An 18,233-nucleotide genomic window follows, 5' to 3' on the forward strand; every position below is an offset into this window, starting at 1 on the left:
GAGCGAGCCTGAAGGCCCCTAGCGGGGCTGGGTGGGGATCGCCTGGGCGATCGCCCAAGCGGGCGGGGTCAGGGCGTCATCGAGACGGTGCCGGACAGGCCCTTGAGCTCGAAGTCGATCTCGATCATCTGACCGATCGCCTCGACCTCGAACACGTCGGTGGCGATGGTGAAGTTGGTGTCGCTCCAGGTCAGGTCCATGGTCGCGCCGGCGCCCTGGATGTCGACGTCGAAGAAGGGCACGGCGCCGGGCAGGTCGAGGTCGCTGGGCATCGGCCGGTCGTCGGGGTTGACCTTGGCGTCGATGATCGCGGTGGTCAGCACGGGGTGCGGGATGTTGGTGGTGCCCGTGGCCACGCCAGCGTCGTGGTCGCCCTGGTTGGTGCCGAAGTTGACCGGGAAGGCGTCGCCGTCGTTGGCCATGTTGATCATGGTCAGGGACACGACGGGGTTGACGATGCCGAGGTTGCAGACCTGATCGAGGACGTCGGCGATGTCGATGGACACGAGCTCGACGCGGACCACGGAGGCGTTGTCGTCCATCTCGACCTGGACCTCGCCGCCGGTGACCATGAAGTCGATCGGGATCTCGCAGCTGCCGAGCAGGCCGGCGTCGGCGGTGGCCGTGGACGCCAGGGTGCCGCCGCCCATGGCGAAGGTCATGACCTCGCAGGCGTTGCCGACACCGTTGCCGTCGAAGTCGAGCTGGTTGGGGTTGGCGACCGAGGGGCAGTTGTCGTCGGCGTCGGGGACCTCGTCCATGTCCTCGTCCGGCGGCGGGCCCTCCTCGGTGGTCTCGGTGGTGTCCTCGGCCGAGCCCGAGCCGGTCTCGGTGTCGTCGGTGTCGTCGGTGCCGACCTCGTCGTCGGTGCCCGCGGTGTCGTCGGCGGCTTCGCTGCCGCCACCGCCGTCATCGCCACAACCGACGGCGAATACGGCTACCAGGGAAAAAGAAAGGAAACCAAGGGCGCTGCGCTTCATGAGCAATCCCATACCACCGGTGAGGGCGAGCAAACAACAACCTTGCGCGACCGGTGGTGCAAGAGCGCCCCCCTTTCCCGATCGGCTCCTAGGTCAGCGCGCGGGCGAGCGCGACGCCAACCATGCTCAGCATCGCGAGCACGGGCAGCTGGACGAGGACCGCAGCCAGCCAAAAGGCCAAGCGCGGACCGAGCCCCGCGCCCTCGACCACGCGGGCGCGCGCGCCCGCGTCGACCTCGATCGCCAGCTCCTCGCGCAGCTCGGCGAGGCGCCGCTCGAGCAAGGGCGCGATGGCGCGGCCATAGAGGTTGGCGGTGCTCCGCCCCCAAATGAACGCCGCTCGCGCTCGCCTGGGCCAGCGCCACAGCCCCACGGCAAAGATCGTCGCGTTGAGCACCCACGCCGCCTTGTAGCGACCGCAGCCCGTCGCCAGCTCCCACGCGCCGACCTCGACCTCGCCGGGCAGGTCCGTGCCGTAGCCCGTGAGCACGTGGTGGAGGTCGTGGTAGACGAGGGCGTCGCGGCGCGACTTGGGGTTGGGCACGGTCAGTGTCCGACCCAGGAAGATCAGCCGGACGGTCTCGTCGTCGTAGCCTCCGCCGTCCTCGCTGCCCCCCTCGTCGTCGAAGCCGTTGGCCTCGAAGTAGCGCTTGCGCGCGTCGACGAGCGGAAGATCGGCGGGGTAGAGCGGAGTCTGAGCCGTGGCGGTCACAGACTCAGCATGGGTCCGCTCGAGGGGGTCGACCATTCGCCTTTGGCCCAGGGCATGATGGTCGTCAACCACACATTAAACATCGTTATTGTGGTTTCCTCCCGAGCCCGCGGCGAGCGGCCTCAACTTTTGGGCTCGGGCGTCGGGTCTGTCCTTGGCTCGGTCTCGCCCTGGGGTAGCGTGGCCGCGCCATGCGATGCGCCCGGGCTCTGTCCCTCCTGCTCCTGCCCGCGACCTTGACCCTGTCCTCCTGTGACAAGGACGCCTCGACCGAAACACCAAGCGACGCCGTCGCCCCGGCCGAATCGTCCACGCCACGCAGCGCGCCCGAGGGCTCGAGGCTCACGGGCCTCGTCGACGAGGACACCTTCGCGTCCATGCACCAGCTCAGCGAGGCCGAGGCCCCGGCCCTGCGCGGCGAGACCGTCGAGCTCGCGGGCACGCGCGCCTACCTGTCCCTGCCCGAGGGCGCGAGCGGGCCGGTCCCCGCGCTCGTGGTGATCCACGAGTGGTGGGGTCTCAACGATCACATTCGCCACTGGACGGACCGCCTGGCCGCCGACGGCTACGCCGCCCTCGCCGTGGATCTCTACGGCGGCGAGGTTGCGACCACCCCCGACGAGGCCATGGCGATCATGAAGCGCGTCGACCCCGAGGCGGCCGCGGCGACCTTGCAGGCCGCCCACGCGTTCTTGGCCAGCGACCCGCGGATCCAGGCGACGCGCCGCGGCGTGATCGGCTGGTGCTTCGGCGGCGGCTGGTCCCTGCGCCACGCCATCGCCACCTCGGATCTCGACGCCGCGGTGATCTACTACGGCCGGACCACCGAAGACCCCGCCGAGCTCGGCCAGATCCAGGCGCCCCTGCTCGGCGTGTTCGCCAACGAGGACCGCTCGATCCCCCCGGAGGTCGTCGACGGCTTCGCCGCCGCCCTCGAGTCCGCCGGCAAGTCCATCGAGCTGCACCGCTACGACGCCGAGCATGCCTTCGCCAACCCCTCGAACGCGCGCTACGACCACGACTCGGCCGCCGACGCGTGGTCCCGCGTGCGGGCCTTCCTGGCCCGGGAGCTGCGCGAGGGCGAGTAGCTCTCAGCCCGCCGATGGCTAAAATGCTCTCGATGTCCGGAGCAAAACCCAAGGCACCAGACCATCGCTCTGCCGAGCCGAGGAACAAAGATACCGAGCACCTGCGTTTCCTCGACGCTGTCGCCGAAGGGATGGCAGACGCCGACGCAGGGCGCGTACAGACCCACGCCGTGGTCGTCGCTCGCATGTGTACACGGTTCGCTGCGCGTACGAAGTGAGTGGGGCGAAGATCGCTAGCCCGCTTCGCGCTCGCTCTGCGCCAGCCCCAAGTAGCCGCGCATCATCGCCCTGAGCTCCTCGAACAGGCTCTGGTCGGCGATCCACTCCGGGCGCTCGCGGGCCGCGGCGCGCAGGAGCTGGACCCCGAGCTGCACGCAGATCCACGCGGCGCGCTCGAAGTCGGGGCGGCGGTGCTCGTGGGCGCGGGCGCGCAGGACATCGGCGAAGCCTGTGATGCACTCGTCGACGACGGCCTGCACCGCCTCGGCGAGCTCGAGCTCGTCGAGGACCGCGACCATGTGGCGGTAGAGCAAGGGCTTGGGGCCGTAGACCTCGATGAGCACCCGGCCGAGGCTGTCGATGCTCTCGACCAGGGGCGCCTCGAGGCCGCCCTCGAACACGGCGAAGAGCCGCTGGCGATCGCGCTCGAGCTCGGCCTGGATGACGGCGGCGACGAGGGACTGCTTGTTGGGGAAGTACTGGTAGAGGGTGCCGACGCTGACCCCGGCCCGCTCGGCGACGGCGGCGGTGGTCAGCTCGTCGAGGCCGCGGGACACGAGCAGCTGCGTGGTGGCCGTGACGATCGCGTCGACGGTCACGCGCGAGCGAGCTTGGCGCGGGCGCTTGCGCGGCTGGGTCTTGGCCATGGAGCCAGTGTAAGACCTGACCCACCGCCAGGCGCGGCTGATGCGCCAAGTGTCCGCGCCCTGCCCGGGAATGTCCGGCCTGGCGCGCGCGTCGGGCTGCCCAGGGCCCATCCGGGGCGCCCGCACGCCCGCGCAACGCCCCAGCCATCGCTTCGCCCGGATCGTCGTTGTAGCTTCCCCAGACTCTTCGCCGAGACCTCCCCGCCCTGACGCCCCACGATGCTGTTCGCCAGCTTCGACTTCCTGCTCTTCATCGTCCCGGTCCTGCTCGCCTATTGGGCGCTGCGCGACCGGCCGGCGGCGCGGGTGGTGTTGTTGCTCGGGGCCTCCTACTTCTTCTACATGGCCGGGGCGAAGCCGCCGGCGGGCAGGCTCTCGCCGCCGTGGACCTTCGCCGGCTTGCTGGTGTTCTCGACGGTCCTCGACTACGTGGCCTCGATGCGCATCCACGCGCGGGCCAAGGCCCTGCGCGACCCGAGCCAGCTCGACTTGCCGGCCTCCGAGCGCCCCGACGACCCCGCCCTGGCCTCGGCCCGGCGCGCGCGCAACACCTGGCTGACCCTGAGCCTCGCCGGCAACCTCGGCCTGCTCGCCTACTTCAAGTACGTCGACTTCCTGCTCGAAGCGACGGTCGACATCCTCCAGCTCCTGCTGCCCGGCGAGTTCGGCGAGGCCGTCGCGCCGCAGCTGGCCCCCCTGCTGCCCATCGGCATCAGCTTCTACACCTTCCAGAGCCTCAGCTACACCATCGACGTGTGGCGGCGGCGGCTGACCCCGGAGCCCCGCTTTGGCCGCTTCGCGCTGTTCGTGGTGTTCTTTCCCCAGCTCGTCGCCGGGCCGATCGTGCGCGCGAGCGAGTTCCTGCCGCAGCTGCACCGGCGGCCCAAGATCACGGCCACGCAGGTCGAGGCCGCGCTGTTCCGGATCTTCAAGGGCCTGCTCAAGAAGGTCGTGCTCGGCGACTTCATCGCCGTCTACTTCACGGACATCGTGTTCGCGACCCCGGGGGACTTCACCTCCCTCGAGTGCCTGCTCGCGCTCTACGCGTTCACCCTGCAGATCTACGCGGACTTCGCGGGCTACTCGGACATCGCCATCGGCGTGGCCAAGCTGCTGGGCTTTTCGATCCCCGAGAACTTCGACCGCCCCTACCAGGCCCAGAACGTCGGCGAGTTCTGGCGGCGCTGGCACATGACGCTGTCGACCTGGCTGCGCGACTACCTGTTCTTCCCCCTCGGCGGCAGCCGGGGCAGCAACGCGCGCACCTACTTCAACCTGTGGCTGACCATGTTCCTGGTCGGCATGTGGCACGGGGCGAGCTGGAACTTCGTCATCTACAGCAACCTCCAGGGCGGGGCGATGCTGTTCAACCGCTGGAACCGCCTGCGCGAGCGCAGCCCCGGGGCCTCGATGATGTTGTGGGGCGTCGCGCTGCCCCTGTTCGCCCTGGCGATGTACGGCTTCGGCATGGGCGTCCTCGACCTGCCCCTGGATCGGGCGGGGGTGTTCGCGGGGATCTGCGCCGGCGCGTTCGCGCTGATCGTCGCCCTGCCCCTGGCCCGCCGCGACGACGACGAGGCCCGCAAGCGCCGGCTCCGGTGGCTCGTGCCCGTGCACGTGTTCCTGACCTTCCACTTCTCCACGCTGACCCGGGTGTTCTTCCGCGCCGAAGACCTCGACACGGCCAAGCTGATGATCGCCAAGCTGCTGGCCTTCGAGCCCCGCGGGGTCCGGGCCGGGCTGTTCCGGGTCCAGGGCCTGCACGACTGGCTCGGCGCCCAGGCCGAGGCCCTCCCGCAGCTCACGCCGCTGTGGGCCCCCGGGGTGTGGCTCGCCGAGTACGGCCTGCTGCTCTTGCTGGTGTTCGGCACCGCCTACCACTTCACCCCGCGGGAGTGGGTCGACGTGCACATCAAGAAGTGGTTCACCCGCCTCCCCGGCCCCGCCCTCGGGCTGATCTACGCCGCCTTGGCCCTGCTCCTCCTCCACCTCCTCGACGGCCCCCGGGCCAACATCTACTTCGACTTTTGACCGAGACCGACCACAGCGCCGCCGAAGCCGACGGCCTCCTCGACGCCGAGGAGGTGGTCGAGCGCGTCGTGCTCGATGACGAGGACGGCAGCGAGGACGCGACCACCAAAACGGGCAAGACCGACTCGCAGTGGCTGCCCCTGCGCAAGCTGCTCAGCGCGACGGCCACCCTCGGCCTGCTGATCGGCGCGAGCTATGCCTTCGACCAGAGCTGGGCCCAGCCGTGGCGCGCGGACGAGGACTACGTGCCCTTTTGGAACCTCATCGGTCGGGAGTTCATGGGCCAGGAGGCCGCGGCCGAGGCCGAGGCCGAGAAGGCCGACGCGCTCGACGAGCTGGCCAAGCTCGCCGAGGCCGAGGAGGTCGACGGCGACGCGCCGGTGCCCGATCGCAAGCCCCTTCGGCCCCCGCCGAGCGCCGACACCGACGACGGAGCGGACAGCGTCGCGCGCTACCCGAGCTACGTCGCCCACGAGCTCGATCCTGCCGCCGACGAGGTCAAACACCGCCTCGCCAACCCCGAGGCCCTCGAGCCCTTCTTCGCCGCGCTCGCGCGCACGGACCTGGGCTACGCCGGGGCGGTCACCCGCGCGGGCCACTGGGGCGACTCCATCCTCGGCACCGACGGTATCCCCTCGGCGATCCGCCGCCGCCTCCAGGCCCGCTTTGGCGACGCCGGCCACGGCTTCCACGCGATCCGCCCCTACGACGCCAGCTACCGCCACCAGGGCATCGTCTTCGCCGAGGAGGGCAACACCCGCTGGCAGTCGTGCATGGTCCGCAGCCGGTGCATGGAGGACGGCAGCTACGGCTACGGCGGCGCGACGGCGCGCTCGAGCGGGGGGCCCACGAGCGTGTTCGAGACCGCCGCCAAGGGCTCCGTGGGCACGAGCGTGTCCGTGTTCGAGCTGTGGTACCGCGCCCAGCCCGAGGGCGGGAACATCCGCGTGCGCATCGACGGCGGGCCCGAGCGCGGCGGCGAAGACCGCCTGGTGTCCACGGCCCTCGACGGCGGCGCGGGCGAGGGCGAGACGGGCACCGGCGCAGGCGCGCCCGAGGGCATCGTCGACGCCTGGGCCCGCGTCGAGCTCCCCGACGGGCCGCACCGCTTCGAGGTCCGGGCCGCCGGGGGCGGGGCCGTGCAGGCCTACGGCGTGACCCTCGAGCGCGAGGGCCCGGGCGTGGTCTGGGACGGCATGGCGCTGATCGGCGCGTTCACCAAGCGCCTGCTCGAGCCCGAGGCCGAGCACCTGCGCGTCCAGCTCCAGCACCGCGAGCTCGACCTGATGGTGTTCACCTTCGGCGGCAACGACATGACCCGCGACAAGGGCGACCTGCGCTACACCATGGACCCCTACGTCGAGGAGTACGGCCAGGTCATCGAGCGCTTCAAGGCCGCCCGGCCCGAGGCCGCGTGCCTGATCATCGGCCCCGTCGACCACGGCGAGCGCGTCGACGCCCGCATCGTCAGCCGCCCCGTGGGCCCGCGCATGACCGAGGCCCAGCGCCAGGTCGCCCGCGACCACGGCTGCGCCTTCTTCGACACCCTCGCGGCCATGGGCGGGCCCGGCTCGGTCGCGCGCTGGAAGCAGCGCAGCCTGATCAGCGGCGACCTGGCCCACCCGACCGCGCGCGGGCACAAGCTGATCGCCTCCCTCGTGGTCCAGGCGCTGATGGTCGACTACGTCGCCTTCCGCGAGCGCGTCGCCGGCGAGCCGATGCCGCCCATGGATTAGCGTGAGTTAGAGCTGACTGGCCAAGAAGCCGCCCACGCGGGTCGTCTTGCGCCCGGCCGGATCGATGAGCCAGCCGTCGACCCACAGGCGCTCGTGCTTGGCGTCGCCGACCCAGCGGATCAGGCTCTCGCCGACGGCGTCCAGGCTGCCGAACACCTCGGTCATCACGTTGTCCGGCGTCACCACCTCGAACTTCCGATCGTCCCCGAGCATGCCGAGCAGCTCGCCGGTGCTCAGGTCGATGAAGTAGAGCTCGCGGTGGATGTAGTCGCCCATGGACAGCATCCCGCTGAGCAGCACGAAGCGCCCCGAGGGTGAGCGGCCCTCCTCGCTCGCGCACAGCGCGGCCATGGACTCGGGGTCGCTGAAGTCGACGCTGTTCGAGCACACGGACACGGCCTTGGGGTTGGTCCGCGCGTTGGCCGTGCCCTTGGGGAAGATCAGCCACGCGTCGGGGTCCCAGCGCCACGCGAAGGCCTCACCCGTCGGCTGCTCCGACGCGTTCATGCTCCCCCCGCCGCCGCTGCTGCCCCCGCACTCGAAGGCCGCGTCCGGCGGGCAGTCCCCGTCCATCATCTCCTCGAGGCGGCTGTGGACCTTGCCCGTGTCGAGGTCCACGCGGACCTCGATCTCCAGCTCGGCCATGTTCTCGTTGCGATCGGCGAGGTTGAAGCAGGCGCGCTTGTTGGCGACGTCGACGGAGAAGCCCCAGTCGCTCTGCACGTCGAGGTAGTCCTCGGAGAACTCGACCTTGCAGGTCTTCGCGTTGAAGTTCCGGGGCAAGGTCGCCACGGCCGTCACGGCCCCGCCGGCCTTGGCCACGCGCATGAGCTCGTAGTTGGGGGCCTTGGGGTGGAGGAAGAGGATCTCGCCGTCGGGCAGGATCCGCGGCCAGGCGGCGGCCATGGGCGTCAGGGTGCGCAGCTGCTTGCCGTCGAGGTCGTACTCGACCAGGCCTTTGCTGCCGCCGACGATGAGCGTGGCCGCGGAGGTCTCGGCGGCAGCGTCCTCGCCTCCGGTCTCGCCCGTGTCTGTCTCCCCGGTCTCCCCCGTGCCGGTCTCCCCGGTCTCCCCCGTGTCTGTCTCCCCGCCTTCGGAGCCGCCCGTCTCCTCGCCGCTCCCCTCGGTCTCAACCGCCGCGCCCGTCTCCGCCGCGCCCTCGGCGGGGTCTGCCGTCGGCGGAGCCTCGGTCGGCGCCTTGGAGACCTCCCCGTCACCCGCCGCGGCTCCCCGCTTCGCCGGCGCGCTCCCCCCATCGGGGGCCGGCCCCGAGCTCGCCGGACACCCAGCCAGGAGGCAAGAGAGCGCGAACAGGGCCCAGGGGCGATCCTCGAGTGTCACCCAACCGGCATGCCCCAGGGCCGCCAGGGTTGTCCAGCAAAGACTCGGCAACCGCGCAAACCTGGTTTGGTGGGGTCTTGGCGACGCCAAGTAGCGCACACCTCGGGCCGCCGAGAGTTGGCAAGGACAGCGAGTCGCGCGACCATGACCAGGTGAGCGATGCCTTCGTGTTGATCCGCCCTCACCGACCGGTGTGGATCGGCTGCAACGTCGACGGCGACCCCGACCTCCCCCGGGTCATCGAGGTGCTCGAGCCGAGCTCCGGCACCGAGTCGGCCGTCATCCACGAGCGCCCGGCCTCGAACTCGGTCCACGCCTACGACAGCGTCGGGGTCAACGAGGCCGGCCTGGCCCTCGTCTACCAGCGCGCGCCGACCCGCTACACCAGCTTGGTCAGCGGCGCCGACGACCGCGGCCGGCGGACCTTGCTGCGCGACGTCCTGGCCCGCAGCACCCAGGCCGAGGAGGCCCTCGAGCTCATCGTCGAGCGCTACTCCAGCCAAGAGCGCAGCAGCCTGTCCGAGGGCGCGTGCATCCTGATCGCCGACGGCGAGAGCGCGTGGCTGCTCGAGCTCGCCGGCGAGCTGTGGGCCGCCGTGCGCATCCGCGGCCGGCGGGTGATCTCCGGCGCGCTGACCATCCAAAACGACTTCGACCGCATCCACCCCCGGGCCCTCCAGGACGCCCGGCGCGAGGGCTGGACGCGCTCGGGGCTGGACTTCGGCTTCGCCCGCTGCTTCGCCGCCCCGCGCCAGGTGCTCGTCGAGGGCTCCCAGCTGCGCCGCGCCAACACCCTGCACCGCCTGCTCGGCGCGGGCGAGCGCGCCGACGCGGCCGATCTGGCCCGGGTGCTCCGCGACCACGCCGGGGGGGAGCCCGACGCCCGCTTCCGCCCGCCCATGACCTGCTCGCACCCCTCGCTGCTGCCCAACGCCCCGGGCGTGCCCTTCGCCTGGCGCCAGCAGACGACGATGAGCCTGATCGCCGCGCTGCCGAGCCCGGACCAGCGGACCTTCGGCGAGGACGAGGACATCGACCTCGACCTCAACCTCGGCCCGCGCCGCCCCTCGCGGGTGTGGATGACCGGCACGCCCGCGCCCTGCCTGTCCGTGTTCAAGCCCGTCGCCTTCGAGTCGCAGGACTGGTCCGACCACAGCGAGACCCTGTGGCGCCTCCACCAGCGCTTCCACATGGCGGTCCTGCGAGGCTGGCGGAGGCGCTCGACGCTCGGGGGCCCCGACCGGGCGGTCCTCGAGCGCCGCGCCTTCATGCGGGCCCAGGAGGACGAGGGCCTGCAGCTGTGGGCCGAGCACCGCCGGGCCCTGCTGGTCTGGCTCGAGGAGGCCGAGCGCCTCGATCGCGAGCGGCCGCGGCTGCTCGCAAAGATCTTGGATCGCTAGGAGCTCGGCATGACGAAGCGCTCGGGGATGATCTTGGCTGGCGCCGCCCTGCTCGTGGGGGTGCTCGGCGCGTGCAGCCAAGACGCCGGACGCACCTGCGCCGCCGACTCCAAGGACGCCGCCGCCCTCGAGGCCGAGGTCCGGGCGCTGTTCGCCCGCCAGCGCGAGGGCTGGAACCGCGGAGACCTCGACGCCTTCTTGGCGGACTACGAGCCCTCGGAGGCCTTGCTGTTCACCTCCGGGGCCAAGATCCGCCGCGGCTTTACGGAGACCGAGACCAGCTACCGCGGGCGCTACGGCGGGAGCCGAGAGGGGATGGGCACGCTGGCCTTCGAGCTCCTCGACGTCCGCCTGATCGGCGCGTGCTCGGACGGGGCCGTGGTCCTCGGGGAGTGGCGGCTGACGGACACGGACGAGGCCGGCCACGGGGTGTTCTCGGTCATCCTCGAGCGACGCGAGGGCGCGTGGCGCATCGTCCACGACCACACCAGCGCGGCCGCCGAGTGAGCTAGTTCGAGTTGGCCTCGAACTTCGGGTGCGCCGCGAGCCAGGCCGCCGTCGTCGGCGGGACGTCCATGAAGCCCGCGTAGATCTCGAGGGCCTCGCCCATGAGCCCTCGCGCGCGCGCGCGCTGGGCCTCGCGCTCGTCGGGCGAGCGCCCGTCGTCCGCGGCCGCCTTGGTCCACAGCGCGATGGCCAGCTCGGCCTTGACCGCGGCCAGCTCCTCCCCCGGCACCGTCTGCGACTCGAGCACCCCGAGCGCCCCCTCGAGGGCGAGCAGGGCCTCGTCGACGCGGCCCAGGCGGACCCAGGCGGAGGCCTGGCTGACCGCCGCGAGGGCCGTGTAGGGGTTGTCGTCGCCGTAGAGCCTGGCGAAGATCTGGTGCATGGCGTGGAAGTGGGCGCGCGCGGACTCCCACTGCTCGGCGCGCGCGTCGAGCTCTCCGAGGCCGTTGTGGACCAGCGCGACGACGCTCTCGTCGGCCCGATCCCCGCGCGTCTCGAGCCCCGCCATCGCGCCCTCGAGCTCGCGTCGAGCGTCCGCCGAGCGGCCCTCGACGTACATCAGCGCCAGGCCGTAGTTGAGGTGGGCCGAGAGCGTGTCCTGATGCAGGGGACCCAGACCCTGCTCGAGCAAGGCGATGCTGCGCTCGAGGTGGGGCAGCGCCTCCTCGTGGCGATGCGCCGCGATCAAGGTCGCGCCGAGGTTGGCCAAGGTGGTGCCGACGAGCTCGGAGTCCGGGCCGCGGAGCTCGGTGTGCAGGGCGAGGAGCTCGCGGCTGAGCTCGATGGCCTCGTCGTAGTCGCCCTGGCGGTAGGCGACGACCGTCGCGGCGTTGAGGACCTCGGTCTCGACGCCGTCCCGACCCAGGGGCGCAGACAAGGCCCGGGCCGCCGCGGCCCAGCGCGCGCCCGCGTCCACGTCGCCGAGGTTGTAGACCCACAGCCACACGAGCTGCGCCGCCACCCGGGCGCCCTGGCGGCGCTCGTTGTGCTCGAGGGCGAGGAGCCAGGCGCGCTCGAGGGCCGCCTGCGAGCCCTCGGCGTCGGACTGCATGCGCCGGATCTGCCCGTCGAGGAGCTCCGCCTCGAGGGTCATCGGCGCGTAGCCGAGCTCGCGGACGGGGTCGAGCAAGGGCTCGAGGGCGACCCCCGCCTGGTCAAAGGCGCTCGTATTCACGAACGCGCGGACCCGGGCGAGGCGGACCTCGTAGTCCTCGACCCCCGCGACCATGTCTGGCTCGGGCGGCGGCGAGCGAGCGCTGAGGGCACCGAGGTCGCCGCAGGCCTCCACGCTCGGCAAGTTGGCGACGGCCTGGACCACGCTCTCGAGCGCCTGCGCCTCGAGCTCGGCGCTGACCTCGACCTGGGCCCCGAAGGCTCGCAGCGCGTCGGCGAGGCAGGCCTCGCGGCGCAGGTGCAGCTCCTCGAGCTCATCGGGTGCATCGAGAGCACCGCCGCGTTGGGGCACGTACGCCTCGCAGCTGTGCCGCCGGGCCTGGGCCCAATCTTCGGCGTAGCCGTCCAGCCGCTGCTCGACGCGCACGAGCACGTCGTCGGCCCCAGGGACGCCGCTCGCGATCAAGGTCTCGCCGAGCTCCGCGCGCTGCACCGGACCCCACAGCGCGTCGACCTCTCGCCCCGCCTCGGCGCAGCGCAGCGCCGCCTCGCGCTCGCTCCGGCGGGTCTCGGCCGCGTCGAGCTGCCACATGCCGACGACCACCGCGACCGCCCCCGCCCCCAGCCACGGGAGCGCGCGCTGCCACGACCCCCCGCGGCGATCGTCGAGGGCCTCGAGCACGGCCTCCATGGACGGGAAGCGAGCGCTGGGCTCGACGGACAGGCCGCGGGCCAGCGCGTCCTGGAGGCGCCGCGGGAGCTCGGACTCCCCAGGGGTGATCCGCCCCGCGCACACCGCCTCGCCGATCGCCTCGGGGGTGCGTCCCCGAAAGGGTCGCCGGCCGTGGAGCGCCTCGAACAAGGTGACGAAGAAGGAGAACTGGTCGCTGAACCTGTCGGCGGGCTCGCCCCGAAATTGCTCTGGGGACATGTAGGCTGGCGAGCCCCGCCACCTCGAGCGCGGAGCCAGGCAGCCGCCCGCGCCCTGGCTCGCCCGTGACCCCCGGCTGCCGAGGCGGCGCAGCAACGAGCCGCTCTCGCCCCCCGCCCGCGCCACCGGGACGTCGCCGAGGGTGTCGGCGCCCGCGCTGCGCTCGGCGAGGACCTGGCGGTAGCGCTCGAGCTCCGCGGACGAACGCGCGAGTCCAAAGTCGGAGACCCGGACCCGACCGTCGGTGCCCACGAGCACGTTGTCGGGCTTGAAGTCCCGGTGCACCAGGCCCGCGCGATGGGCCGCCGCGAGCCCCGTCCTGCCTGCAAGAAGATCGCGATGACCTCCTCGGGGGAGCGCTTTTTCGACGCCGACCACTCCCGCAAGGTCCCCCCGGGCACGAACTGCATGGCGACGAAGAGCTGGGGCGGCTCGCTGCCCTCGACCAGGCCCACGTCGTGGACCGCGACCACGTTGGAGTGGGTGAGCTTGGCCATGGCCTGGGCCTCGTGGATCAGCGCTCGGGAGTCGCCGGCGAGCTCGCTGCGCAGCAGCTTGAGGGCCACGCGGCGGTCGAGATCAGGATCGTAGGCCGCGTAGACGTGACCCATGGTGCCCGAGCCCACGGGCTCCAGCACGGTGTAGCGGCCCACGCTCGTGCCCATCGCCAGGCGGCCCCCAGACAGCGCCGCGCAACCGACGGTCTGCGCCGTCATCACCGTGTCGGCCGAGGAAGCCCCTTCGACAGCGCCCGACTCCCCCGCCGACTCCTCAGTAGAACCCACCATCGTCCACACCACGAGGGTAGCCCAGCGCCCCCTCGCTCGTCTCGATGCTCGAGCACCCCCGACACCAGGCGTGACTGACACAGCGCCCGCGTCCTGTAGAAGGCACCAGGAGCTGCGAAACCTTCATGCGTGTCACCGGTGAAGCCCGGCGACCCCCAGCTCGACAAACCCACGCCCTCCATCAACCCTCAACACCCAAAACCAGAACACCCCCTGCCGTCAGGCGACAGCGGGGGATCCGACCCCCTCGACCCGTGCCCGCTCTCCATCGGAGACGACCCTCCCCGAAAAACCCAACACAACCCCCGCGCTACCCAGAAAGATCCCCAGCCTCCCCCTCGGACGACCCCGCCGCGCGCAGCTCCATCCCGCCCTCGTCCTGCTTGTAAGGCCCAAACTCCGCCAGCCGATCGACGTGGTGCCGCACCGCGTGCGCCTCCTCTTGCAGGAACTCCCGCACCCCCCGGTTCAACCCCGGATGCCGAAACCAGTGCGCCGAGTGGCACATCCGCGGCAAGAACCCCCGCAGCAGCTTGTGCTCCCCCTGCGCCCCAGCCTCGAACAAGGGCAAGCCGAGCTCGATGCAGCGCTCGATGCCCGCGTAGTAGGCCGCCTCGAAGTGCAGGAATTCAATGTCCTGATCGCAGCCCCAGTAGCGCCCGTAGAGCCCCGACTCGGTCTCGAAGAACAGCGCCCCCGCGACCGCCCGATCCTTGCGGCGCGCCTGTAGAAAGCGCACCCGCTCCGGCGCGAGCTCGACCAGCGCGTGGAAGAAGCCCGGCCGCAGATACTGGCGCCCCCCGTAGAGGTTGGTCGTCCGCCGGTAGAAGCGATCGAGGGCCGCGAGCCCCTCGCGGCTGAGCTCCGTGCCCGGCACGAAGGTGATGTCGTCGACGGCCGCCTGGGCCCGCCGACGCTCCTTGCGGATCTGCTTGCGCTTGCGCGAGGTCAGCGTGCCCAGGAAGTCGTCGAAGCTGGCGTAGCCCTGGTTTTGCCAGTGATACTGGAAGCTCATGCGCGCCGCGAAGCCCTCGCGCTGCAGCAGCGCCTGCTCCTCGCCCGTGCAAAACAACCAGTGAATCGAAGAGCAGCGCCGCTCCTCGGCGACCTCGCGCACGCCCTCGATCAGGCGCAGCGCCACGGCCTCGCGCGCGGCCGGGTCGAGGTCGGGGTGCAAGAGCAGGCGCTTGCCCGTGGCCGGCGTGGCCGGGGCCGCGATGACCAGCTTGGGGTAGTACTCGAGGCCGGCGTGCATGGCCGCCCGAGCCCACTGAAAGTCGAAGATGTACTCGCCGTAGCTGTGGGTCTTGACGTAGCTCGCGACCGCGCCGAGCAAGGTACGGCCCCCCCCGCGCGAGTCCCTGGTTGCTTCCCCTCCAGCCTCTCCCTTCGCGTCGCCCCCCTGTTCGGGGGATGCGTTGCTCGCACGCTCGGCGGGCTCGGTGCCCCCCGGCGCGGGCCCGTAGACCAGGACATAGAGGGGGTCCCACCCCGATTGGGCCGTTGTCGATCCCGAGCGCTCCAGTGCAAGAAGAAAACCCCACTCCAAAAAGGGCGAGGGATCGTGGTCCAGGCCGTTCCAACTCGCGCTATCGACGCCCTCGAGGGAGGTGAGCTCGGTGAGTTCCAGGTCCACTGGGGCGAGCATTACCCCCAGCCGGCCGAACGCAAATGTTCGAGCGCACGCGCGCCCATGCAAAGGCGCGACGGCCCCCGGATCGGCCCCGGATCTGCCGACCTCGCGCTACAATGTCACTTGCCCAAAAGTCCGGCTATCCCCCCGCAGCCGGCCCCTGCCCACCATGTCCGACAAGCGGAAAGACGATCCCCAGCGTGGCGTCGCGCTCAAGACCCGAGACGAGCGCAAGTCCAAACGACCACGCATGTACCGCGTGCTCCTGCACAACGACGACTACACCCCCATGGACTTCGTCGTGCGCCTGCTGCAGACGGTCTTTCGCCACTCGGAAGGCCGGGCGACCGAGATCATGCTGCACGTGCACAACAAGGGCGTCGGCGTCGCGGGGGTGTTCACCCACGAGATCGCCGAGACGAAGGTCGCACAGACCCACATGCTCGCCCGTCAGAACGAGTGCCCACTGATGGCATCCATGGAGCCGGAGGACGACGATGCTGAGTCCTGAGCTACGCGCGACCCTAGACGCCGCGATCAAAGACACGCGGCGACGCCGACACGAATACATCACCCTCGAGCACCTCCTGCTCGCGCTCATCGACGACCCCGCCGCGCGCGAGGTCCTCGACGGCTGCGACGCGGAGATCGAGCCCCTGCGCCAGGAGCTCGAGGACTTCATCGAGAGCAACGTGCCCAAGCTCGACGAGGAGGGCGAGGTCCAGCAGACCGTGGGCGTGGGCCGGGTGCTCCAGCGCGCCGTGCTCCACGTCCAGGGCGCGGGCAAGGCCGAGGTCACCGGCGCCAACTTGCTCGTGGCCCTGTTCGCCGAGCCCGAGTCCATGGCCGTGTACCTGCTCGAGCAAAAGGGCGTGCGCCGCCGGGACGTGACGCTGTTCATCTCCCACGGCATCGGCAAGGGCAACAGCCGCTCCGCCCCGCGCTCGCGGCCCACGGGCCCCGGCGCCGACGGAGAGGACGAGGATTCGGTCGCCGACGATCCGCTGACGGCCTACGCCGTCGATCTGGCGGCCCGGGCCGCGAGCGGCGACATCGACCCCCTCGTCGGCCGCGAGCAAGAGCTCACCCGGCTGATCCAGGTGCTGTGCCGCCGACGCAAGAACAACCCGGTGCTCGTCGGTGAGCCCGGCGTGGGCAAGACCGCCGTGGTCGAGGGCCTGGCCCTCGCCGTCCACGACCAAAAGGTCCCCGAGCCCATCGCCGACGCCCACATCTACGCCCTCGACATGGGCTCCCTGCTCGCGGGCACCAAGTTCCGCGGCCAGTTCGAAGAGCGCCTCAAGGCCGTGGTCGCGGCCATCGAGGAGCAGCCCGGCGCGATCTTGTTCATCGACGAGATCCACACGGTGATCGGCGCGGGCGCGACCTCGGGCGGGTCCATGGACGCGAGCAACATGCTCAAGCCGGCCCTCAACGCCGGGCGCGTGCGCTGCATCGGGGCGACGACCTACAAGGAGTACAAGAACTTCGACCGCGACCCGGCCCTGGCCCGGCGCTTCCAGAAGATCGAGATCGTCGAGCCGACCACCGACGAAGCCATCTTGATCCTCCAGGGGCTCAAGCCCGCCTACGAGGCCCACCACAACGTCAGCTACACCCCCGACGCCATCGAGGAGTCGGTGCGCCTGGCCCACAAGTACCTCCGCGACCGTCGCCTGCCCGACTCGGCCATCGACGTCATGGACGAGACCGGGGCCGCCGCGCGCCTGGGCGACTACGGCAAGGCCAAGCCCGCCGGCGCGTTGCCGGCCGGGGACGAGGACGCGCCCGAGGGCGCCGACTCCAAGGAGCCCAAGGCCGAAGAAGCCGCGGACGAGATGACCCTCGCCGTCGGCGAGACCACGGCCCTCGAGCGCCGCGACCCCGGCCCGGTGATCCACACCGGCGAGGCCGCGCCCCGCGAGGCCGCGCCCGGAGCCGGCGAGGCCGCCGAGGCCGGCGAGGCGATCATCATCGACGTCCCGCAGGTCGAGACCGTCATCGCCCGCATGGCTCGGATCCCGCCCAAGAGCGTGTCGACCGACGACCGCGCCGTGCTCAAGGGCCTCGGCGAGGGCCTGCGCCAGGTCCTGTTTGGTCAGGACGAGGCCGTGGCCACGGCCACCAAGGCCATCAAGCGCGCCCGCGCCGGCCTGGCCCGCCCGGACAAGCCCATCGGCTGCTTCCTGTTCACGGGCCCCACGGGCGTCGGCAAGACCGAGCTCGCCCGCCAGCTCGCCCGCTTGCTGGGCATGCCCTTCCTGCGCTTCGACATGTCCGAGTACATGGAGAAGCACAGCGTCAGCCGGCTGATCGGCGCCCCTCCAGGCTACGTCGGCTTCGACCAGGGCGGTCAGCTGACCGACTCGGTCGCCAAGAACCCGCACTCCATCGTGCTCCTCGACGAGATCGAGAAGGCCCACCCGGACATCTTCTCCGTGCTCTTGCAGGTCATGGACAGCGCGACGCTGACGGACACCACGGGCAAGAAGACCGACTTCCGCAACGTCATCCTGATCATGACCAGCAACGCGGGCGCCTTCGAGATGACCCAGCGCAAGGTCGGCTTCGGCTCGGACGACGGCAACGTCGACTCGGCGGCCAACAAGGCCCTCGAGCGCACCTTCAGCCCCGAGTTCCGCAACCGCCTCGACAAGATCGTCACCTTCGGCCAGCTGCCCCAGCCGGTCATCGAGAAGGTCGCCGACAAGATGCTGCGCGAGCTCGAGATCCAGCTGAGCGAGCGGGACGTGCGGCTGACCTGGACCCCCGCGGCGCGGGACTGGGTCTCGCGCAAGGGCTACGACAAGAAGTTCGGCGCCCGGCCCATGGCGCGGGTCATCGACGAGGCCATCAAGGGCGCGCTCGTGGACGAGCTGCTCTTTGGTCGCCTCGAGGGCGGCGGCTCCGTCGAGGTCGACTGCGACCGCGCCGAAGACGAGCTGGTGTTCCGCTTCACCGCCCGCGACGAGGACGAGGGCGAGGCCGAGGCGCCCAAGGCCAAAAACGAGGCCCGCGAGCTCGTCGAAGCCTGAGAGCCTGAGAGCCTGAGCTCGACCCAACCAACGCGTGAGAGGGATCCCCCCGGGGATCCCTCTCTTCGTTTG

At 71.2% G+C, this 18,233-nt stretch carries 13 protein-coding genes and 1 pseudogene; 7 read left to right on the plus strand and 7 right to left on the minus strand.

Annotated features, from left to right (window positions below):
- Positions 1-68: 68 nt before the first annotated feature.
- On the minus strand, positions 69-980 hold the full coding sequence (locus PPSIR1_RS16430) for a hypothetical protein (RefSeq protein WP_006972218.1): 912 nt from the start codon (positions 978-980) through the stop codon (positions 69-71).
- A gap of 88 nt (positions 981-1,068) precedes the next feature.
- Entirely contained in the window at positions 1,069-1,692 is a 624-nt protein-coding gene (locus PPSIR1_RS16435; RefSeq protein WP_006972219.1) for a hypothetical protein, read from the minus strand.
- Between the two features lie 191 nt (positions 1,693-1,883).
- On the opposite strand from PPSIR1_RS16435, the gene PPSIR1_RS16440 reads away from it, so the two are divergent.
- Positions 1,884-2,780, plus strand: a complete 897-nt coding sequence (locus tag PPSIR1_RS16440) for a dienelactone hydrolase family protein (RefSeq protein ID WP_006972220.1) — start codon at positions 1,884-1,886, stop codon at positions 2,778-2,780.
- Between the two features lie 233 nt (positions 2,781-3,013).
- On the opposite strand, the gene PPSIR1_RS42925 is transcribed toward PPSIR1_RS16440, so the two are convergent.
- Entirely contained in the window at positions 3,014-3,646 is a 633-nt protein-coding gene (locus tag PPSIR1_RS42925; protein ID WP_006972221.1) for a TetR/AcrR family transcriptional regulator, read from the minus strand.
- A gap of 219 nt (positions 3,647-3,865) precedes the next feature.
- Between PPSIR1_RS42925 and PPSIR1_RS42930 the strand changes: the two genes are divergently transcribed.
- Positions 3,866-5,677, plus strand: a complete 1,812-nt coding sequence (locus tag PPSIR1_RS42930) for an MBOAT family O-acyltransferase (protein WP_006972222.1) — start codon at positions 3,866-3,868, stop codon at positions 5,675-5,677.
- Complete coding sequence (locus PPSIR1_RS16455) at positions 5,674-7,413, plus strand: GDSL-type esterase/lipase family protein (protein ID WP_006972223.1); 1,740 nt, start codon at positions 5,674-5,676, stop codon at positions 7,411-7,413. Before PPSIR1_RS42930 ends, PPSIR1_RS16455 begins: the two co-directional genes overlap by 4 nt.
- A 6-nt stretch (positions 7,414-7,419) precedes the next feature.
- Here the strand turns inward: PPSIR1_RS16455 and PPSIR1_RS16460 are convergent, their stop codons facing one another.
- Positions 7,420-8,754, minus strand: a complete 1,335-nt coding sequence (locus PPSIR1_RS16460; RefSeq protein WP_006972224.1) for a TolB-like translocation protein — start codon at positions 8,752-8,754, stop codon at positions 7,420-7,422.
- Positions 8,755-8,906: 152 nt separating this feature from the next.
- Here PPSIR1_RS16460 and PPSIR1_RS16465 point away from each other — a divergent pair, with 152 nt between their 5' ends.
- Both PPSIR1_RS16465 and PPSIR1_RS16470 read left to right on the plus strand, forming a co-directional pair.
- Positions 8,907-10,154 (plus strand): C45 family peptidase, encoded by a 1,248-nt coding sequence (locus tag PPSIR1_RS16465; protein ID WP_006972225.1) that lies wholly within the window; start codon positions 8,907-8,909, stop codon positions 10,152-10,154.
- Between the two features lie 9 nt (positions 10,155-10,163).
- Positions 10,164-10,661, plus strand: a complete 498-nt coding sequence (locus PPSIR1_RS16470; RefSeq protein ID WP_006972226.1) for a YybH family protein — start codon at positions 10,164-10,166, stop codon at positions 10,659-10,661.
- Between the two features lies 1 nt (position 10,662).
- On the opposite strand, the gene PPSIR1_RS50180 is transcribed toward PPSIR1_RS16470, so the two are convergent.
- The 3 genes and pseudogenes from PPSIR1_RS50180 to PPSIR1_RS16485 all read right to left on the minus strand — a co-directional run bounded on the left by PPSIR1_RS50180 (position 10,663) and on the right by PPSIR1_RS16485 (position 15,141).
- Positions 10,663-12,990 carry a tetratricopeptide repeat-containing protein kinase family protein gene (locus tag PPSIR1_RS50180; protein ID WP_006972227.1) on the minus strand — a complete coding sequence of 776 codons (2,328 nt, stop codon included), beginning with the start codon at positions 12,988-12,990 and terminating at the stop codon, positions 10,663-10,665.
- A gap of 110 nt (positions 12,991-13,100) precedes the next feature.
- Positions 13,101-13,493, minus strand: a pseudogene (locus tag PPSIR1_RS51250) (protein kinase domain-containing protein); the annotation flags it as partial.
- A gap of 310 nt (positions 13,494-13,803) precedes the next feature.
- The gene (locus PPSIR1_RS16485) at positions 13,804-15,141 is read right to left on the minus strand and encodes a GNAT family N-acetyltransferase (RefSeq protein WP_086001392.1); all 1,338 of its coding nucleotides are present in this window, start codon (positions 15,139-15,141) and stop codon (positions 13,804-13,806) included.
- Between the two features lie 154 nt (positions 15,142-15,295).
- Here PPSIR1_RS16485 and clpS point away from each other — a divergent pair, with 154 nt between their 5' ends.
- The gene (clpS, locus tag PPSIR1_RS16490; protein ID WP_006972230.1) at positions 15,296-15,637 is read left to right on the plus strand and encodes an ATP-dependent Clp protease adapter ClpS; all 342 of its coding nucleotides are present in this window, start codon (positions 15,296-15,298) and stop codon (positions 15,635-15,637) included.
- A complete protein-coding gene (locus PPSIR1_RS16495) occupies positions 15,624-18,161 on the plus strand; it encodes an AAA family ATPase (RefSeq protein WP_045116138.1) in 2,538 nt (845 codons plus the stop codon). The genes clpS and PPSIR1_RS16495 overlap by 14 nt, the downstream gene beginning before the upstream one ends.
- Positions 18,162-18,233 lie beyond the last annotated feature (72 nt).

This window comes from Plesiocystis pacifica SIR-1 (genome assembly GCF_000170895.1).
GTDB lineage: Bacteria > Myxococcota_A > Polyangia > Nannocystales > Nannocystaceae > Plesiocystis > Plesiocystis pacifica.